General features: G+C 67.0%; 16 protein-coding genes. 12 read left to right on the top strand and 4 right to left on the bottom strand.

What is annotated here, in order from left to right:
* Nucleotides 1–300: 300 nt before the first annotated feature.
* Nucleotides 301–1,245 carry a bifunctional helix-turn-helix transcriptional regulator/GNAT family N-acetyltransferase gene (locus ACTHJR_RS15070; RefSeq protein WP_440524061.1) on the bottom strand — a complete coding sequence of 315 codons (945 nt, stop codon included), beginning with the start codon at nt 1,243–1,245 and terminating at the stop codon, nt 301–303.
* Nucleotides 1,246–1,352: 107 nt separating this feature from the next.
* Here ACTHJR_RS15070 and ACTHJR_RS15065 point away from each other — a divergent pair, with 107 nt between their 5' ends.
* Both ACTHJR_RS15065 and pepF read left to right on the top strand, forming a co-directional pair.
* Complete coding sequence (locus tag ACTHJR_RS15065) at nt 1,353–2,813, top strand: hypothetical protein (RefSeq protein WP_440524060.1); 1,461 nt, start codon at nt 1,353–1,355, stop codon at nt 2,811–2,813.
* A 115-nt stretch (nt 2,814–2,928) separates the two neighbouring features.
* A complete protein-coding gene (pepF, locus tag ACTHJR_RS15060; protein ID WP_440524059.1) occupies nt 2,929–4,785 on the top strand; it encodes an oligoendopeptidase F in 1,857 nt (618 codons plus the stop codon).
* Nucleotides 4,786–4,804: 19 nt separating this feature from the next.
* Here the strand turns inward: pepF and ACTHJR_RS15055 are convergent, their stop codons facing one another.
* Complete coding sequence (locus tag ACTHJR_RS15055) at nt 4,805–5,134, bottom strand: HNH endonuclease (RefSeq protein WP_440524058.1); 330 nt, start codon at nt 5,132–5,134, stop codon at nt 4,805–4,807.
* Nucleotides 5,135–5,136: 2 nt separating this feature from the next.
* Nucleotides 5,137–6,186 (bottom strand): mannose-1-phosphate guanylyltransferase/mannose-6-phosphate isomerase, encoded by a 1,050-nt coding sequence (locus ACTHJR_RS15050; RefSeq protein ID WP_440524057.1) that lies wholly within the window; start codon nt 6,184–6,186, stop codon nt 5,137–5,139.
* A gap of 183 nt (nt 6,187–6,369) precedes the next feature.
* Here ACTHJR_RS15050 and ACTHJR_RS15045 point away from each other — a divergent pair, with 183 nt between their 5' ends.
* The 10 genes from ACTHJR_RS15045 (at nt 6,370) to ACTHJR_RS15000 (ending at nt 18,846) form a co-directional block, all read left to right on the top strand.
* Nucleotides 6,370–7,758: a TIGR03013 family XrtA/PEP-CTERM system glycosyltransferase gene (locus ACTHJR_RS15045; protein ID WP_440524056.1), complete on the top strand. Its 1,389-nt coding sequence runs from the start codon at nt 6,370–6,372 to the stop codon at nt 7,756–7,758.
* Between the two features lie 49 nt (nt 7,759–7,807).
* Nucleotides 7,808–9,856 carry an XrtA/PEP-CTERM system histidine kinase PrsK gene (prsK, locus tag ACTHJR_RS15040; protein ID WP_440524055.1) on the top strand — a complete coding sequence of 683 codons (2,049 nt, stop codon included), beginning with the start codon at nt 7,808–7,810 and terminating at the stop codon, nt 9,854–9,856.
* Complete coding sequence (prsR, locus tag ACTHJR_RS15035; RefSeq protein ID WP_440524054.1) at nt 9,853–11,199, top strand: PEP-CTERM-box response regulator transcription factor; 1,347 nt, start codon at nt 9,853–9,855, stop codon at nt 11,197–11,199. The genes prsK and prsR overlap by 4 nt, the downstream gene beginning before the upstream one ends.
* Before the next feature lie 10 nt (nt 11,200–11,209).
* Nucleotides 11,210–13,255: a tetratricopeptide repeat protein gene (locus tag ACTHJR_RS15030; RefSeq protein WP_440524053.1), complete on the top strand. Its 2,046-nt coding sequence runs from the start codon at nt 11,210–11,212 to the stop codon at nt 13,253–13,255.
* A gap of 28 nt (nt 13,256–13,283) precedes the next feature.
* Complete coding sequence (locus ACTHJR_RS15025) at nt 13,284–14,093, top strand: DUF815 domain-containing protein (protein WP_440524052.1); 810 nt, start codon at nt 13,284–13,286, stop codon at nt 14,091–14,093.
* 68 nt (nt 14,094–14,161) lie between these two features.
* The gene (locus tag ACTHJR_RS15020) at nt 14,162–15,169 is read left to right on the top strand and encodes a sensor histidine kinase (protein WP_440524051.1); all 1,008 of its coding nucleotides are present in this window, start codon (nt 14,162–14,164) and stop codon (nt 15,167–15,169) included.
* Between the two features lie 31 nt (nt 15,170–15,200).
* Nucleotides 15,201–16,034, top strand: a complete 834-nt coding sequence (locus ACTHJR_RS15015; protein WP_440524050.1) for a diacylglycerol/lipid kinase family protein — start codon at nt 15,201–15,203, stop codon at nt 16,032–16,034.
* Nucleotides 16,031–16,804 carry a metallophosphoesterase family protein gene (locus tag ACTHJR_RS15010; RefSeq protein WP_440524049.1) on the top strand — a complete coding sequence of 258 codons (774 nt, stop codon included), beginning with the start codon at nt 16,031–16,033 and terminating at the stop codon, nt 16,802–16,804. Before ACTHJR_RS15015 ends, ACTHJR_RS15010 begins: the two co-directional genes overlap by 4 nt.
* Nucleotides 16,805–17,047: 243 nt before the next feature.
* A complete protein-coding gene (locus tag ACTHJR_RS15005) occupies nt 17,048–18,304 on the top strand; it encodes a dipeptidase (RefSeq protein ID WP_440524048.1) in 1,257 nt (418 codons plus the stop codon).
* Nucleotides 18,301–18,846, top strand: coding sequence for a GNAT family N-acetyltransferase (locus ACTHJR_RS15000; RefSeq protein ID WP_440524047.1), 546 nt, complete (start codon nt 18,301–18,303; stop codon nt 18,844–18,846). The genes ACTHJR_RS15005 and ACTHJR_RS15000 overlap by 4 nt, the downstream gene beginning before the upstream one ends.
* A gap of 178 nt (nt 18,847–19,024) precedes the next feature.
* On the opposite strand, the gene ACTHJR_RS14995 is transcribed toward ACTHJR_RS15000, so the two are convergent.
* The coding region (locus ACTHJR_RS14995) for a Fur family transcriptional regulator (RefSeq protein WP_440524046.1) at nt 19,025–19,349 on the bottom strand (325 nt) is incomplete at its 5' end.

Here is a 19,349-nt window from a genome sequence, read left to right as displayed (position 1 = left end):
GATCCGCATCCTTGTAGAAGGAGCGTTCGTCGTCGGTGAGAGCGAGACCGGACAGGCCGAAGATCACAGGCTTCATGGCGGCGCTTGTAGTCCGGCAGCCTCCGCGTTCAAGGGAGACGCGGCCAAAGGTAGGAAATCCGGCGCCGGGATTGCCCGCCAAAATTTCCCCCTTTGGGAGAGGAAGGGGCCCGCTCGGTGCAACCGAGTGGGAAGGTGAGGGCAGAGAAATCGAGCGCTGCCCTCACCCTTCCGCCGCCTGCGGCGGCTCCTTCCCTCTCCCAATGGGAGAGGGAATCAGCACTATCGCGGCCCCTCATACAGCATCGCGACATTGCATCGCTCATACCGTTTCCCGAACTCCTCCATGATCCCGGCATCGTGGACGAACCCGACTTTCTCGTAGAGATGCACGCCCGCCGCTCCCTTGGCGTTGCTCAGCAAATAGAGCCGGTCGCAGCCCAGCGCGAAGGCGCGTTCGATCATCGCGCGCAGCAGGAATTCGCCCGCCTTGCGGCCGCGCGCCTCGGGCAGGACGCCCATCTTGGTCAGCTCGAACTGGCGGTCGCCGGTCTTCTGCAACCCGCACGTGCCGACGATGCCGAGTTCGGGATCCTCGACGAACAGCACGTCGCCCCCGGGATCGATCAGCCGTTCGCGCGGATGCGTTAGCACGTCGATATCGGTCGGCTCGAGCGTGTACATGTCCTCGATCCATTGCACGTTGATGCGATAGAAATCGGGTGCCAGCTCGTCGCTGAAGCGACGGATGGCGAGGCCGCCGCGTGGGCGCTGGTCGAGCGGTTGGGCGGCAAGGGCGGTTTCCGCCGCGTCGATCTGGGCAAGCAGGGCGTCGACGTCGCATACCTCGTCGACGGCGGCGCGCAGCCGCGGCCATAGCAAGGTGCGCGCAGTATCCATTGCTTCCTGGCCCTTCGCTGTCAGCGTGATCGTCCGGGAGCGCTGGTCGCGTTCGTCGCGGCTCGCCTCGACCAAGTCGAGTTCGACCAGCCGGGAGAGAATGCGCGTCACCGCCGGCTGACTGATCCCGATCCGGTCGGCGAGATCGCCGACACTCTGTGGGCCGCGTCGGTACAGCGCCGTCAGCAACGGCATCTGGCTCGGCTGGGTGGGAAGGCCGCAATCCATGGCGATGCGCTCTGCGCCAGCCTGGAACCGTTCAGCGAGTCGCTTCAGCCGACTGCCGAGCATCACCGCGCCTTCGATCGCGATTACGTCTTCGTTCATCGTCTTGCTCCAACCGCAGAATCATAATGTGTTATATAACACGTTATGTAGTCAAGTGGGCAGCGGGATTAATCTTTACCTCACCATGATATGGCAGCGGCAGAAAGATGGTCGGCAAGCTCAAGATCGATCGGCGCACCGCGCCGTTCCTGCTGATCGCGGCCGTCGCGATCGTGTTGCGTGTTGCCGCGTTCTCACCGTTCGCTATCCACCATCCCGACGAAGCGCTGCAATATCTCGATCAGGCGCATCGGCTGGCGTTCGGTACCGGGCTGGTCCCGTGGGAATATCGCGTCGGCATGCGCAGCTGGCTTGTGCCTTTGCTGCTGGCCGGACCGATGGCGCTGGGTGAGATGTTGGCGCCGGGATCTCTGCTGTATCTGTTCCTCGCGCGCGGGGCAGCGGCATTGCTCGCCTTCGCGCCGGTAGTCGCGGCCTGGGCGATCGGACGTCGCTTCTCGAGGGGACACGCCCTGGTTGCGATGACGGTGATCGCGATCTGGTACGAAAGCGTCTATTTCTCGATCCATGTGCTGACCGAGCCGCTCGCGGTCGCCGCGTTCCTGGCCGCCGTGGCGCTCGCCGCACCCGGGGCGTCGCGGGGCCGGCTGGCGGCGGCCGGCGCGGCGCTGGTGCTCGCCGCGATCCTGCGTATCCAATATGCTCCGGGGATCGCCGCCTTTGCTCTGGTCACTTTCGGCACGCGGTGGCGTGACTGGACTTGGCTGGCGGTCGGCGGCATCCTCGCGGCGACGGCAAGTTCGACGGTCGACCTCGCGATGGGTCAATGGCCGTTCGGCTGGGCCTGGATGAACGTCGAGCAGAATGTCCTCGCCGGCAAGGCGGCGCAGTTCGGCGAATTCGGCGTCGAAGCCTATGCGCAGATGTTGTGGCTGCATTGGCAGGTCGCGATCGTTCCCATCCTCTGGTGCGCGATCCTCGGCGCGCGGCGCTCGCCGGCGCTGGCGACGGCGGCGCTGGTCAACCTCGCGGTGCATCTGGCGATCGGCCACAAGGAATATCGATTCATCCTGCTGACCACCGAGATCACGATCCTGCTCGCCGCGATCGGTTCGGTGGACGCCGCCGAACGGTTGCGCGGCAGATTGTCGACGCGGGCCGCGCTCGTTCTCGTAATCGCTTTATGGAGTGCAGCTTCGGCAACGCTAGCAGCGTCGGATGTCGCCGATCCCGGTTGGCGTCGATTCGAGAGCGGCAACCGGCTGGCCAGGGCGGCGGTGCTGCGGCGCGCCTGCGGCGTCGCCCTGGTCGACGGCAATTACTGGGCGACGGGCGGCCAGACCTATCTCGATCGTATTCCGCTTTATTATGTTCTCGGCCACGACGCGGCGGCCGAGCGCGCCCAGTTCGCGGCGACCGCTAAGGCCTATGACGCCATCATCACCGCGCCGGGCCGCGACACGATTCCGCCCGACTACCGGACGCTCGCTTGCAGCGGAGAGGGAAGGGAGCGGCTATGCCTCGCCATGCGTACCGGCGATTGCCGCCGCGACGCGGCTTCGAACGCCCGGCTGATGCAGCGCGTGATGGAAGCGAACGGCCGCTGAGCCCTCATGGGTGCGCTAGGATCATAAGACACTCTTCCCTTTGCGCGATCTGCGCGGCAGGATGGGCGTTCATTCGACACCGGTCGACCGGCGCTTTTCGAAAAGGGGTTTCAGCATGACCGAACTTTCGCGCCGCGAGGCGCTCACCGCCGCTGCGATGGTGCCGTTCGTCGCCGCGATGCCGGCCTGGGCGCAGGATTCGGCGGGCGCGATGTGGGATTTGACCGATCTCTATCCTAACGATGCTGCGTGGGACGAGGCGCGCAAGAAGACGCTAGCCGAGGTGCCGAGCCTGACCAGATTCAAGGGCCGGTTGGGTGAGAGCGCCGATACGCTGGCGGCCTTCCTGGTGGCGCAATCGGACATCGGCCGCGCCGCGAGCCGCATCTACACATATGCCAGTCTCAAGGCGGACGCCGACCTCAGGGTTTCGGCCAACCAGGAGCATCAGGCCCAGGCGATCGACCTGTTCACCGCGTTGGGCGAGGCGACCGCCTGGGCGACGCCGGAGATCCTGTCGCTGGGCAAGGCGAAGATCGATTCCTTCGTCGCATCGAACGAAACGCTGCGAAAGCGGTTCGACTTCGCGCTTTCCGATACCCTGCGTCAGGCAGCGCACACGCTGTCACCCGAAGGCGAGATGTTGCTGGCCGGCGTCGGCTCGCCCTTGTCGGGGCCGAGCGATATCCGCGAGCAACTCGTCGCCTCCGACATTCCCTGGCCGACGGTCACGCTGTCGACCGGCAAGCAGGTGCGGCTCGACGACCAGGCCTATACGCTCAACCGCGACGCGCCCAACCGCGTCGACCGCAAGCTCGTGTTCGACACCTTCTGGGCCGAGTACGGCAAGTTCCAGAATTCGCTCGGCGCGGCCTATGCCGCCAAGCTCAAGGCCGATGTGTTCCGCAAGAAGGCGCGGCACTATCCGACGTCGCTCGCCATGTCCTTGTCGGGCAACAACGTGCCCGAGGGCGTGTACCGGAAGCTGGTCGCCGAGACCAACAAGGGCCTGCCCGAATTGCATCGTTATTTCGAGCTGCGTCGCAAGCTGCTCGGCCTGCCCGACATGGCCTATTACGACATCTACCCGCCGCTCGTCCGCCTCGACCGCAAGGCCGAGCTCGCCGACATGCGCACCAACACGCTGGCGGCGACCAAGGTGCTCGGCCCCGACTATGTCGAGATGCTGGGCAAGGCGACCGCGGCCAAGTGGATGGATCCCTTCCCGCGTCCGGGCAAGAAATCGGGCGCGTACATGAATCCGGGCGCGGCCTATGACCTGCATCCCTATCTGCTGCTCAATCTCGGCCACAATTACGAGGGCATGACCACCTTCGCGCATGAATGGGGTCATGCGATGCACACGCTGCTCGCGAACAAGAACCAGGTCTACGAGAAGTCGGATTATCCGCTGTTCCTCGCCGAGATAGCCTCGACCTGCAACGAGCAGCTATTGGCGGCGTACATGGTCGCCAACGCCAAGACCAAACAGGAGAAGCTCTATTATCTCGGCATGCAGCTCGAGGGTATGCGCGGGACCTTCTATCGCCAGGCGATGTTCGCCGAGTTCGAGCTCGCCGCCCACGACAAGGCGGAAGCGGGCGAGGGGCTGTCGGGCGAGAAGTTCAGCGCGATGTATCTCGATCTGCTCAAGCGCTACCACGGCCCGAAGGTAGCGATCTCCGACACTTATGCTTCGGAATGGGCCTACATCCCGCATTTCTATTCGAGCTTCTACGTCTATCAATACGCGACCTCGATCTCGGCGGCGTCCTATTTCGCCCGCTCGATCCTGAGCGGGGGCGCGAAGGAACGCGACAATTACCTCAATGTGCTGAAAGCGGGCGGTTCCGACTATCCGACCGAGATATTGAAGCGCGCCGGTCTCGATATGGCGAGCCCGGCGCCCTACCAGGCGATCATCCAGACCTTCCGCGAGACACTGGATGCCTGCGAGAAACTGATGGCGTGACGCGCTGGGCGCCGGGGCGTCAGGTCCGGCGCCCTCGCCGCGTCGGCGCGTGGAAATCGAGCGGTTTCCTCGCGATCCAGCGCAGGAAGGGTACGAGCGCGTCATTCCGGCGAAGCGCAACGAGATCGGTGCCGATCCGTGCCAACTGGCCATTGTCGAAGGCCGCATGGATCGCACGGTGGCAGATAGGATGGAGCGGGACGGTATCGCGACCGCCTTCGCTCTTCGGTACCGGATGATGCCATTCGGTCAGCGAGCCAAGCGGTCGCTGGCATAATGCGCACGCGGCGGCCGGCGGGGCGGGCGTGGCGATCGCCGCGAGCGCCTTGCGCCGGACTCGCCCCACCATGGCTATTTCATCGCCTCGATCAGCTTCTTGACCTCCTGGCTGCGGCCGCGCGGCAGGACCAGGACGTTGTCGCCATTGGCGACGACGATCAGGTCGGTCACGCCGACCAGCGCGATGCGCACTCCGTCGGCGCGGACCAGGCAATTCTCGGTCTCGATCGCGACGACGTCGCCTTGGCAGCAATTGCCTGCCTCGTCGCTGACGCTCAATTCGTGGAGCGCATCCCAACTGCCGAGGTCGCTCCAGCCCATGCTGACCGGCACGACCGCGACCCGCGGCGCCTTTTCCATCACAGCATAGTCGATCGAGTCCGAGGGCGAGGCGGCAAACGCTTCCGGATCGGGATGGACCCGTGCGCCTTCGTGGGTCGCCTTGAGCATCGCCTGTTGCGCGGCATGGAGGATCTCGGGCGCATGGACCGCCAGCGCGCCCAGGAAGGCGTCGGCGCGGAACAGGAAGATTCCTCCGTTCCAGACATGGTCGCCCGCCGCCAGCATCGCCTCGGCGCGGTCGCGCGGCGGTTTCTCGACGAAGCGCGCGACCTTGTGCACGCGTGGCGCCACCGCCTCGCCGACATGGATCCAGCCATAGCCGGTCTCGGGGGCGTGGGGATCGATCCCGAAGGTCACCAGCCAGTTCTGCTCGACCAGCGGCAGCGCGGCGTGGATCGCGGCATGGAAGGCGTCGACATCGGTGATGACGTGATCGGACGGCATGACCAGCAGCGCCGCCTCGCCACTGCCCGCCGCCAGTGCCGCCAGCGCGATCGCCGGCGCCGTGTTGCGGCCGATCGGCTCGAGGATCAGGGCCTGGGCGGGCGCACCGATCGCTTCGAGCTGCGTCTCGATTTCTTCGGCATGGCGCTGGTTGGCGACGACGATCGGCGCCGCGAATTGCTCGCCGCAGGCGCGCTGCGCGGTCAGCTGGAGCATGGTTTCGTCGGCGGTCAGCGCGAGCAATTGCTTGGGCGTGTCCGGCGTCGACATCGGCCACAGCCGCGTTCCCGAGCCTCCCGACAGGATGACAGGGATGATCGACGTCGCCTCGGGCATTCACGAGTCCTTTGCTGCTGGATTGATATCTAGGGGCTTCCCGCGAATTGCCAAACTCGGCTGGGGCTCATGGGTTTCCCCGCGTTCAGCCTTTCTTTGTCAATTAATGCGACACCGCCTGAAACGTGTCGGAAAATCTTACACGACCATGCCGATGAAGGGCCGAAAAGGCAGGCGAAGACGATGATCAGGCTGTTCAAGCACTATGTGCCGCACGCCGTGCTGTTCCTTGGGCTGCTCGACGTCGCGCTGCTGATCGCGTCGGCGGAGATCGCTTATTCGATCCGGCTCCATCAGCTCGGCAGCATCGTCGAGCCGATGATCGAGCGCTGGCCGCAACTCTTCACCTTCGCGTTCTCGCTCGAAACCGCGATGATCGCGGTCGGCGTCTATGGCGCTGACGCGCTGCAGTCGCTGCGCCGCGCGGTCGCGCGCATCCTGGTCGCGATCTCGCTGGGCGTGATCTTCCTCTCGGTGCTGTTCTTCCTGTCGCCGGCGATCACTTTCTGGCGCTCCAACCTGCTCTACGCGATGGGCATCGCCGCGGTGTCGCTGGTCGCGATCCGCATCCTCTTGGGCAAGATGCTGGGCAGCCAGGTGTTCAAGCGCCGCGTCGTCGTGCTCGGCGCCGGCCCGCGTGCGGCTCGCTTGAAAGCACTCCAGCAACAGCCGGGATCGGCGTTCGTCGTGGTCGGCTATGTCTCGATGAGCGAGGCCAATCGCGTCATTCCCGAAGCGATCGCGCGCGACGCGATCTACAATCTGGCCGACCATGTCGTGCTGTTGAACGCGAGCGAAGTGGTGCTGGCGCTGGAGGAGCGGCGCAACGCGTTGCCGCTCAAGGACTTGCTGCGAATCAAGACCACCGGCGTCCATGTCAACGACATCTCGACCTTTCTCGAACGCGAGACCGGCCGCGTCGACTTGCAGAGCGTCAACCCGAGCTGGCTGATCTTTTCCGACGGCTTCTCGTCGGGGCGGATGCTGTCGGGCGTGTTCAAGCGGTTGTTCGACATCGTGGCGAGCATGCTGCTCTTGCTGCTCGCCGGCCCGGTCATCCTGCTCACCGCCATCGCGGTGAAGCTCGAGAGCAAGGGCCCGGCTTTCTATCGCCAGCGCCGGGTCGGCCTCTACGGCGTCGGTTTCGACTGTCTCAAATTGCGCTCGATGCGCCAGGATGCCGAGGTCAACGGCCAGGCGGTCTGGGCCGAGAAGGACGACCCGCGCATCACCCGCATCGGCCGCTTCATCCGCAAGGTGCGGATCGACGAGCTGCCGCAATGCTGGTCGGTGCTGAAGGGCGAGATGAGCTTCGTCGGCCCGCGCCCCGAGCGGCCCCAGTTCGTCGAGGATCTCGAGCAGCAGCTGCCTTATTATGCCGAACGCCACATGGTGAAGCCCGGCATCACCGGCTGGGCGCAGATCAATTATCCCTATGGCGCGTCGATCGAGGACAGTCGCCAGAAGCTCGAATACGACCTTTACTACGCCAAGAATTATTCCCCATTCCTCGACCTGCTGATCCTGCTCCAGACGATCCGCGTCGTCTTGTGGCCCGAGGGTGCGCGGTGATGCTGGCGATGCAGTGCGGCGCGGGGCCGGCGGAGCTGGGCCCCAAATAATGACCGCGACGATCATCCTGTGGAGCCATGCGCTCGCCGCCTTGCTGTTCGCCGGGCTGGCGCTGTCGCAATTGCGCGATCGCGCGGTCAGCGTGCCGCGCGCGGCGTTCGTCGCCGCCTTGGGCATGACCGCCTTGTGGACGCTCGCGGTGGCCGGAATCGGTAGCCAGGACCTGACGACGCGGATCACCGAAAGCCTGCGCAATATCGCCTGGCTGGCGTTCATGCTGGCGGTCCTGAGGCGCGATCCGGCCGCGCGCCAGGCACGGGCGGTCACGATGATCTATGGCGTCGTCATGCTGGTGGCGCTGGCCGGCATCGTGCTCAGCCTGATCCAGTCGACCGTGACGGGGGATATCGTTCAGGGAATCGCGGCGGTGCGCATCCTGCTGCGCATGATGGTCGCGCTGGGGGCGCTGGTGCTGGTCCATCATCTTTATTCCGCCGTCGCGCCGGGCGCGCGCGGCGGCATCCGCTTGGCGGTAGTGGCGCTCGCGGCGATGTGGCTGGGCGATTTGTCGCTCTACACCGCAGCCTATCTTGGCGGCGGCTGGCCAATGGAACTGATCGCGACGCGAGGACTGGCGATGGTCGCTATCGTGCCGGTGCTGGCGATCGCGGTGCATCGCAATGGCGACTGGACGCTGAAATTGTCGCGCACCGTGACATGGCAATCGCTCTCGCTGGTCGCGTTGCTGGCCTATGCCGGTGTCACGGTACTCGCGATAAGCGCGATCGACGCTTTCGCGGGCGGCTATACGCGGTTGGCGCAGACCGCCTTCGTGTTCGGCTCGGCCGCCGCGCTGCTGACCTTGCTGTCGTCGCCCGCGATCAAGGCCTGGTTGCGAGTGATGGTTGCCAAGCACCTGTTCAATCATCGCTACGATTATCGCGCCGAATGGACGCGGTTCACCGACACGCTGGGCAAGCCCGGGGAGGGGGCGCCCCCGCTCGAGGAGCGCATCGTCAAGGCGGTGGCCGATGTGACCGATTCGTCCGCCGGGCTGTTGCTCGTCGCCGACGGCGGTGGCCTCAGCCTCGGTGCGACCTGGAATTGGGACGGCGCGGTGCCGGGGGCGATGGCGAGCGAGGCGCTGGCCGAATTCCTGGCGCACGGCGGTCGCATCGTCGAGCTGGATTCGGTGCGCGCGGGCGAGGCGACTCCCGTCGAACTCACGGCGGTGCCGCAATGGATGCTCGACGCGCCGGCCGCCTGGGCGATCGTGCCGCTCGTCCACCTCAACCAGCTGATCGGCGCGATCCTGCTGGCGCGGCCGCCGATCGACCGCAGCCTCGACTGGGAGGATTTCGACCTGCTCCGCATCGCCGGCCGCCAGGTCGCGAGCTATCTCGCCGAGGCGCGCGCGCATGAAGCGCTGGCCGACGCGCGGCGCTTCGACGAATTCAACCGTCGCTTCGCCTTCATCATGCATGACGTGAAGAATCTGGTCAGCCAATTGACGCTGGTCGCCCGCAACGCCGAGCGCCATGCCGACAATCCCGATTTCCGCGCCGACATGATCGCGACGCTGAAGGATTCGGTCGGGCGGATGAACGAGCTGCTCGCACGCCTGTCGCAGCACAATTCAGGGCGCGTCGAGGAGCCGCTCGCGGTCGAGCTGATGCCGATCGTCGAGCGCGTGATGCGCCGGCGCGGCGGCAGTCATCCGATTGCGATCACCGGCAAGCGCGACGCCGTCGCCATCGCCGACCCGGCGCGACTCGAACAGGCACTGGGGCATTTGCTCCAGAATGCGATCGAGGCGAGCGCGGCGGGCGAGCCGGGCGGCATCGTCCTCGGCGCCTCGACGCTCGAGGTGATCGAGACCGGCGCCGGGATGAGCGCGAGCTTCGTGCGCGACCGCCTGTTCCGGCCGTTCGTCTCGACCAAGGACAACGGGTTCGGGATCGGCGCGTTCGAGGCGCGCCAGGTGGTTCAGGCGATGGGCGGCACGCTCGACGTGGTCAGCCGCGAAGGCGAGGGCACGCGCTTCACCATCGCGCTCAGGGAGGCGCTCGCGCCGGTCAAGATGGAGCGAGCGGCATGACAGACCCACGGCCGAAATTGTTGATCGTCGAGGATGATGCCGGCCTGCAGCGCCAGTTGCGCTGGGCCTATGACGGTTACGAAGTGATCGTCGCCGGCGATCGCCGCGAAGCGATCGATGCCCTTCGCGCCGAGGAACCCGCGGTGGTGACGCTCGACCTCGGCCTGCCGCCCGATCCCGACGGCGTGGCCGAGGGCTTTGCCACGCTCGCCGAGATCCTGCGCCTCAAGCCCGACACCAAGGTCATCGTCGCTTCCGGTCACGGCGCGCGCGAAAGCGCGTTGCGCGCGATCGCCGAGGGGGCGTGGGATTTCTACCAGAAGCCGATCGACATCGACGCGCTCGGGCTGATCGTCGCGCGTGCCTTCCACGTTCATGCGCTGGAGGAGGAGAACCGCCGCCTCGCCACCGCGCCGCGCGAGGCGCTGGGCGGTCTCATCACCGCCGCGCCCGAGATGATCAAGGTGACTGGCATGATCGAGCGCGTCGCCAGCGCCGACGTTTCGGTGATGCTGCTCGGCGCGAGCGGCACCGGCAAGGAAGTGCTGGCGCGCGGGTTGCACGAGAAATCGGGGCGCAAGGGCCAGTTCGTCGCGATCAATTGCGCGGCGATCCCCGAGACCTTGCTCGAAAGCGAATTGTTCGGACACGAAAAGGGCGCGTTCACCGGAGCGGTCAAGACCACCGAGGGCAAGATCGAGCTGGCCGACGGCGGCACGCTCTTCCTCGACGAAATCGGCGACGTGCCGCTGCCGCTCCAGGTCAAGTTGCTGCGCTTCCTGCAGGAACGCGTGATCGAGCGGATCGGCGGCCGCAAACCGATCGCCGTCGACACGCGGATCGTCTGCGCGACACATCAGGACGTCGACGCGATGGTCGCGAGCGCCTCGTTCCGCGAGGACCTCTATTACCGCCTGGCCGAGATCGTCGTGCGCATCCCGAGCCTGGCCGAACGTACCGGCGATCCGGTGCTGCTCGCCAAGCATTTCCTCCATCATTACGCCAAGACGATGAACCGGCCGGTCACCGGCCTGTCGCCCGACGCGCTATCGGCGAACGATGCCTGGACCTGGCCGGGCAATGTCCGCGAGCTGGAGAACCGCATGAAACGCGCGGTGATCATGGCCGACGGCAAGCAGGTCACCGCCATCGACCTCGATCTCGCCGAGCGCGAGACCGCCGAGCCGATCAATTTGAAGGCGGTGCGCGAAAGCGCCGACCGCAAGGCGATCCGTCACGCGCTGGCGCGCGCCGAGGGCAATATCTCCAACACCGCCAAGCTGCTCGGGATCAGCCGCCCGACGCTCTACGACCTCCTCAAGAATTACGACCTCCATGCCTAGGAACAGGACCATGAAGACCATCGTGAAAGGTGCCGCGATCGGCGCGACCGCGATCGCCGCGGTTGGCGGAGCGGCGATCTTGCTGACGGCGCCGGCCCGGGCCGACGCGCCGGCCGCGCGCACCGAGCTCGGCTACAGCCTGGCGCTGCTCCGGCAAGGCAATTTCAACGCCGCGCGCGCGCACGCCCAGGCCGCGATCAAGGAAGACCCGCAATGGGGCGCGGCGCATGCCGTGCTGGCGCGCACCTTCCTCGCGCTCGGCGACGGCGTCGGCGCCGAATCCGAGCTGGGCCGCGCCGCCGCGGCCGGTTTCGACATGGGCCGCGCGCATCAATTGCTCGCCGAGGCCTGGCTGTTGCAAGGCGACGCCAAGCGTGCGCTGGCGGAGGCGGCCAAGGCCGATCCCAAGTTCGGCGCCTATGCCACCCGTGTCACCGCGCGCGCGCTCGCCGCGCAGGGCAAGGTGGCGGAAGCGCAGTCGCTGCTCGGCGAGTTGCTCGACGGCGCCCCTGGCGATTCCTACGCCTGGTCCGATCTCGGCCGCATTCGATACAGCGCCGGCGACATCGCGGGGGCGGCTGGCAATGCGCGCAAGGCGGTCGAGCTCGATCCCGACAATCTCGAGGCCCTGACGCTGCGCGGTGAACTGGTGCGCGAGCAATATGGCCTTAACGCCGCGTTGCCCTGGTTCGAAGCGGCGTTGCAGCATGACGCCTATTACCATCCCGCGCTGATCGAATATGCCGCGACGCTGGGCGACCTCGGCCGTTATACTGACATGCTCGGCGCCACCCGCCGCGCGCTGGCGGCGCGGCCGGGCAGTCCCCAGGCTTATTATCTCCAGGCCGTGCTCGCCGCGCGGGCCGAGAATTACGACCTCGCCCGCAGCCTGATGCAGCGCACCGGCGGGCGGATCGACGATCTGCCCGGTGCCTTGTTGCTGAACGGCACGCTCGCCTATCAGGCCGGCGCCTATGAACAGGCGATCGGGGCGTGGCGCGAACTGGTCGGGCGGCAGCCGATGAACATCACCGCGCGCCGGTTGCTGGGAGCGGCGATGCTGCGCTCGGGCGACGCCAAGGGCGCGCTCGACGTGCTGCGCCCGGTGGCCATGCGCGGCGACGCCGACAGCTATACCCTGGGCCTGGTCGGGCGCGCGTTCGAGGCGACCGGCGAGCGCGACTGGGCGGCCAAGTTCCTCGACCGCTCGGCCTGGCCGGATCGTGCCGAGTCGACGCCGTTCGGCACCGACGACAGCCTGGCGGTGCTCGCCGGCGCCGCCGACAAGGATCCGACCAATCCGGTGCTCGCGGTGGCGGTGATCCGCGGGTTGATCGATGCGGGGCAGGGCGACGACGCTCTGGCGCGCGCGCGGTCGCTCGAGGCGGCGACGCCCGGCGCACCGGCGGCGCATCTGCTGGTCGGCGACACGCTGATGACGATGGGCAAGTTCGGCGATGCCGCCGAAGCCTATCGCAAGGCCGCCGACATCAAGTTCGACGAGCCGACCATGTTGCGCACGGTCGACGCGCTCGACCAGGCCGGCAGGCGCCCCGAGGCGACCAGCGTGCTGGCGTTGTTCCTGACCCAGCATCCCGAAAGCGTCCCGGCGTTGCGGCTGGCGGCGCATTGGCAGATCGCCTCGGGCGATTGGGATTCGGCGATCGACACGCTGGAGGAATTGCGCGCCCGCGTCGGCTCGCGCGATTCCGGCCTGTTGTCCGAGCTCGCTTACGCCAATGTCGGCGCGAACAATCTCGACGACGCGATGTCCTACGGATCGGCGGCGTACGATATCGCGCCGATGAGCCCGGCGGCGACCGATGCATACGGCTGGGCGCTCTATTCGGCCGGCGAGAACGCCAAGGCGATCGACCTGTTCGAGAAAGCGATGGCGCTCGCGCCCAAGCAGGCCGGCATCCGCTGGCATCTCGCCCAGGCCTATGCCGATAGCGGGCGCAAGGCCGAGGCCAAGGCGCAACTCGCGACCGTGCTGGCCGATCCGAGCTTCACCGATCGTGCCGCCGCCACGGCGCTGCTGAAGCTACTGGGCTGATCGCGCCGCGCCGTGTAACGGGGCGCGGATGACCGACCCGCTCGACCGTATCGCCGCCGCGCTGGAGCGGATCGCGCCGCCTGTGCCGGCCGATGCCGACCCGCTCGCGCATCCAGCCTACGTCTGGCGCGATGGGCGACTGATCGCGGCGCGCAAGTTCGATCCACTGCCGCTCGACCTGCTGCTCGGGGTCGATGCGCAAAAGACCGCTTTGGTCGAGGATTTCGGCCGGCTGGCGGCGGGTTTCGCGGCGCAGGACGTGCTGTTGTGGGGCGCGCGCGGCACCGGCAAGTCGGCGTTGGTCAAGAGCGCGGTCGCCGCCATCCAGGCCGAGGGTAAGAAGCTCGCCTTGATCGACGTTGCGGCGATGCAGGGCCTGCGCGCCTTGTTCGACCGGATCGACGGCTTGCCGCGCGCCTTCGTCCTGTTTCTCGACGATCTCGGCTTCGACGCTGCCGGCGACGCCCGCGCGCTGCGCTCGCTGCTCCAGGGCGGGGCGGAAGCGCGGCCGGCCAATGCGCGGCTGGTGGTCACCGCCAATCGCCGTCACCTCGTCCCGCGCGACATCGCCGAGCAGGAAAGCGCGATCAATCCGCGCGACAGCGTCGACGATCATCTCGCGCTCGCCGACCGTTTCGGGCTGAGCCTGGGATTCCATGTCATGGACCAAGCCGGCTATGTCGCGATCGTTCGCGCTTATGCCGAGCGCTTCCACCTGCCGTTCGATCCCGACGAGGCGGTCGGCTGGTCGACCCGGCGTGGCGGGCGGTCGGGACGCGTCGCCTGGCATTACATCACCGACCTTGCCGGGCGATCGGGGCGCGAATTGCCTTTCTGACCCGATAAGGATCAAAATTGGGCCGGTCCGGCTTGACTTCGGAGGGCGGAACGATGCCCATTCCCGCCATGGCAAGGATCGGCGAACTCGACCTCCCGGACCGGCTGCACCCGGCGATCCCGCGCTGGGCGACACAGTTGGGCGTCGCCTTGCTGTGCGTGGGTGCGGCAGGAGTCCTGCGGCTGGCGATCAACCTGGTCGCGCCCGGTGCGGCGGTGTTCGCCTTGCTGTTCCCCGCGATCATGATCGCCACGCTGTTCGCGCGCTGGCAGGCCGGCCTGCTGACCGCCGCCATATCGATCGCCTACGCTTTCTTCGCGGTCTATCTGCCGTCGCCTGCGACGACCCAGAGCGGCCCTTATTGGACCCTCTTCGCGATCGCCTTTTCGGCGGGCCTGACGATCGCGCTGGCCGAGACGTTTCGTCGCGCGGTTCATCGCGCGACCGACGAGCGCGATCTGCAGATCGCCGATCGCGACCTCATGCTCAGCGAGTTCGAGCATCGCGTTAAGAACAATTTCCAGATCGTCGCCAGCATGCTCGACATCCAGCGCCGCCGGGTCAGCGATCCTGCCGCGAGCGACGCGCTGGGTGCCGCGATGATGCGCGTCGACAGCATCGCGCGAGCGCACCGCCACCTCTATCGCGACGGCCAAGGCAGCGAAGTCAATGTCAGCGACTATCTGAAGGACCTGTGCGACACCTTGTCCGACGCGCTGCTGTTGCGCGGCGGGGTCACGCTCGATTGCGATGCCGACGCCGCGCATATCCAGCGCGACCATGCGGTGTCGATCGGACTGGTCCTCAACGAGCTGGTCACCAACGCGGCAAAGCACGCTTTCGTCGGGCGCGAGACCGGAACGATCCATGTGTCGTGGAAGCACAAGGCGGAGGGTGGCTGGCGGCTGACCGTGGCCGACGACGGTGTCGGCCTGCCGCCCGGTCCGCGGCCCAAGCGCAAGGACGGCGGACTTGGCCAGCGCCTGATCGAGGCCTTCGTCAAGCAGGCCGGCGGCACGCTGACCACGGTGAGCGATAGCGGCGGCACGCGGGTGATGATGGACGTGCCCGACTGAAACTTCGCGGCGGCGGCGCGTTGTCTCGGGTATGGAACGACTCTGGTTCATCACCAATCCCAAGTCGGGATCGTCCGACGCCAGCAAGGCGGAGGCGATCGAGGCGGCCTGTCACGAGCGCGGCTTGCGCTTCGTCGGGCGGACCGATTTCCCGGACCACAAGCTGCCGACGCCGGCGGAGCTCGATCGTGCCGGCGCCGATACCGTGATGCTGTTCGCCGGCGACGGGACGATCAACGCGGCGGTCTGTGCGCTGGCCGATTGGGACGGCGGCATCCTGATCCTGCCCGGCGGAACGATGAATATGCTGGCCAAGGTGCTGCATGGCGATGCCGACCCGGCGGCGATCGTCGAAGCGGCGCACGATCGTGAGCGCCGCGTGGCGCTGCCCTATGTCGAGGCCGGCAAGCATCGCGCGCTGGTCGGTTTGATCGTCGGGCCGGCGGCAAGCTGGTACCGGGCGCGCGAGCAGGTGCGCGAGGGGCGATTGGGCAAGCTCCTTCCCGCGATCCGCGCGGCGTGGCGACGGACCTTCGGGCGCGGCGTGCGGCTGACCGGCGCGCCCGGCTTTCCGCCGCGCGTCCAGGCCGCCTATGTCTATGCTCAGGACGATCATCTCGAAGTCGCCGCGGTCGATGCCCGCGATTTCCGCGCGATCGCCGAGCTCGGCTGGAATTGGGTGACGGGCGATTGGCTCGCGGCGCGCGCGGTGACGGAAATCCGCGCCGACGAAGTGCGCATCGCCGAGCGGCGGCCGGTACTCGCCTTGTTCGACGGCGAGCCCGAAAGCCTCGATCCGGGAACGCAGGTCAGCGTCGGGCGTACCAGGGAGCAGTTCGTCAGCACGCGGGAAGACAAGGCATGATCCGGCTGTTCCACGTCAGCGACGTCCATTTCGGGCGGGAGGACAAAGCGGCGGTCGCGTGGTTCGATGCGCTGGTCGCGGCAGAGCAGCCCGATGCGGTGGTGATGACCGGCGATCTGACGATGCGCGCGCGCCGCCGCGAGTTCGACGCGGGTCTCGCCTGGCTGCGATCGCTCGGCCGCCCGGTCACGGTCGAGGTCGGCAACCACGATCTGCCCTATTTCAACCTGCTCGCGCGAATCTTCGCGCCCTATCGCCGCATACGGGACGTCGAGCGGCTGATCGAGCAGCCGCTCGACTTGCCGGGCATCGCGATCGTGCCGCTAAAGACTACCGCGCGCGCGCAATTCCGGTTCAACTGGGCGTCGGGCAACGTCACGCGCCATGCACTGCGCGAGGCACTGGCGCTGGTCGAGGCGGTGCCCAAGGACAAACTCGTCTTCATCGCTTGCCATCATCCGCTGATAGAGCCGCACAAGAAACTGTCGAAGCAGACGCATTACGGCGCGGAAGCGATGGCGGCGCTGGCCAGGACAGGGGCAGATGCGGTGCTTACGGGGCATGTCCATGACGCGTTCGATATCGAGCACCGCGACGGCGACGCGGTGGTGCGGATGATCGGGGCGGGGACCCTGTCCGAACGAACGCGCTCGACGCCGCCGTCGTTCAACGAAATCCGGGTGGAAGACGGCGCGTTCGACGTGGTGTGCCGGACGATGGCGCCGCAGCCCGACGAGGTGTTGCCGGTGGAGGAGCCGGCGGTGGCGTAGCTCCTTCTCCTTCTCCCGCAAGCGGGAGAGGGGTGCCGATCGTGGAGCAGGCGGCGTAAGGCTCCCCTCTCGCTTGCGGGAGGGGCTGGGGGAGGGCGTGTCGATCTCGAGGGGAGGAACAAGCGCTCCCCTAACCCCTCCCGCAAGCGGGAGGGGAATAGCGCGTCATATTCCCCAACTTATCCTTCCCATAACCGCCGGTAGGACTTGAGCTACCGCCATTCGCGGCTAGGCTCCGCCGCCATGCGCCATGCCTTAGCCCTGCTGCTCGCCGCGCCGCTGATGATCAGCGCCGCCCCCACTTCCTACGAAGCCCGCGTCGCCAATGTGCTGGCGAAGACGCCGCTGATCGACGGGCATAACGACTGGGCGGAGACGCTGACCGACAAGGCGGGCGATGCGCGCTGGACGATGGACCTCACGGACCTCGACCCGGCCAAATACAATACCGACATCACCCGCCTGCGTGCCGGGCATGTCGGCGGACAATTCTGGTCGGTCTATGTCGACGCCAACCTGCCCGGGCCCGAACAGGTCAAGGAAACGCTACAGCAGATCGACCTGATGAAGACCATCTTCCAGCGTTACCCCAGCGTGTTCGCGCCGGCGACAACGGCGGCCGATGTGCGGCGCATTCACGCCTCCGGCCGGATCGCGTCGATGCTCGGGGTCGAGGGCGGCGGCCAGATCGACGGCAGTTTCTCGGTGCTTCGCGCCTATCGTGCGCTCGGCGCGTCGTATTTGACGCTCACCCATGTGAAGACGATCGAATGGGCGGATTCGGCGACCGACAACCCGAAGCACGGCGGGCTGACCAAGTTCGGCGAGGCGGTGGTCCACGAGCTCAACCGGCTCGGCATGCTGGTCGACCTCAGCCATGTCAGCGAGGACACGATGATCGATGCGCTGCGCGTGTCGAAGGCGCCGGTGATCTTCTCGCACAGCTCGGCCCGCGCGCTCGACGATCATCCGCGCGACGTCTCGGACAAGGTGCTGAAGCTGCTCGCGGCGAACGGCGGCGTGATCATGGTCAATTACGCGCCGAGCTATGTCTCGGAAGCGCGTCGACAATGGGAGGCGGCGCGCAACGCCGAGAAGGCGCGCTACAATTCGCCGCCTTATGGCGGGCTCTATATCGGCCAGCCTGAGCGCGCCAAGGCGGCGTTGGCGGAATGGGACAAGGAGCATCCGCGCCCCGTGGTGACGCTGGCGATGGTCGCCGATCATATCGACCATGTCGTCAAGGTGGCCGGCATCGACCATGTCGGGATCGGCTCCGACTTCGACGGCGTCGAGAGCCTGCCCGAGGGGCTCGACAGCGTCGCGACCTATCCGGCGTTGCTCGCCGAGCTGATGCGTCGCGGCTGGAGCGACGAGATGATCGCCAAGCTGGCCGGCGGCAATGTGCTGAGGGTGATGGAGGGGGCGGAGCGCGTGGCGGCCTCGATGGTCAAGGAGCCGCCCACGACCGCGACGATCGCGATGCTCGACGGCAAGTGACCGAGCCGCTCCGGACGAGGATCGCGACCCAGGCCGACATCCCCGCGATCGCGGTGCTGATGGACCGCGCGATCGGCGAATTGCAACGCGAGTACCTCTCGCCCGAGCAGGTCGAGGCGAGCCGGCTGAGCATGGGGCTCGACACGCAACTCATCGCCGACGGCACTTATGTCGTGGTCGAGGATGACGACGGCCGGATCGTCGGTTGCGGCGGCTGGAGCTATCGCGCGACGCTTTATGGCGGTGACGCCGGCGCGGTGGCGCGCGATGCCGCGGTGCTCGATCCGGCCAGGGACGCGGCGCGCATCCGGGCGATGTACACCGATCCCGATTTCACCCGGCGCGGCATCGGCCGGATGGTGCTGGCGGCGAACGAGGCGGCGGCGCGGGCGGCCGGCTTCACGCGGGCGGAACTGATGGGCACGCTGGCCGGCGAGCCGCTCTATCGCGCGTGCGGGTACGAGACGATCGAGCGGGTCGACTCCATGGCCGATCGCGGCGTCGCGGTACCGGGCGTGAGGATGGGGAAGGTGCTGATGTAAATGCAAATCCTCCCCATGCTTGCATGGGGAGGGGGACCACCGGCGAAGCCGGTGTGGAGGGGCCGCAGCGGCGCAGCCGCGAGGACGGGACTTTCTTCTCCACCGTCCGCTTCGCGGCCGGTCCCTTTCCCCATCTTCGATGGGGAGGATTTATATGCGGCTGACGATCAGGACGGCCTTAAGCCGCGTCCTCGCAATCCGAACACTTGCCCCGCACCTCGATTACCGGGCGGACAGGGGAGAAGCCCGCCGCTTCGGCGGCGTGGCGGACGTTGTCGGCGATCTTGTCGTCGTCGAGATGCACGGTCTGGCCGCAGCTGTCGCAGACCAGGAAAATGCAGTCGTGCAGGCAATCCGGATGCGCGTTGGCGATGTACGCGTTCGAACTCTCGACCCGGCGCGCCAGGTTGGCGCCGACGAACAGGTCGAGGATGCGATAGACGCTGTTGGCGGCGACCCGGCGCCCCTCCGCCTTCGACACCGCATCGGCGATGTCATAGGCG

This window comes from Sphingomonas sp. (assembly GCF_051962185.1).
Lineage (GTDB): Bacteria > Pseudomonadota > Alphaproteobacteria > Sphingomonadales > Sphingomonadaceae > Sphingomonas.
The sequence above is the reverse complement of the archived record's forward strand: the minus strand, read 5'-3'. Positions and strand labels throughout refer to the sequence as shown.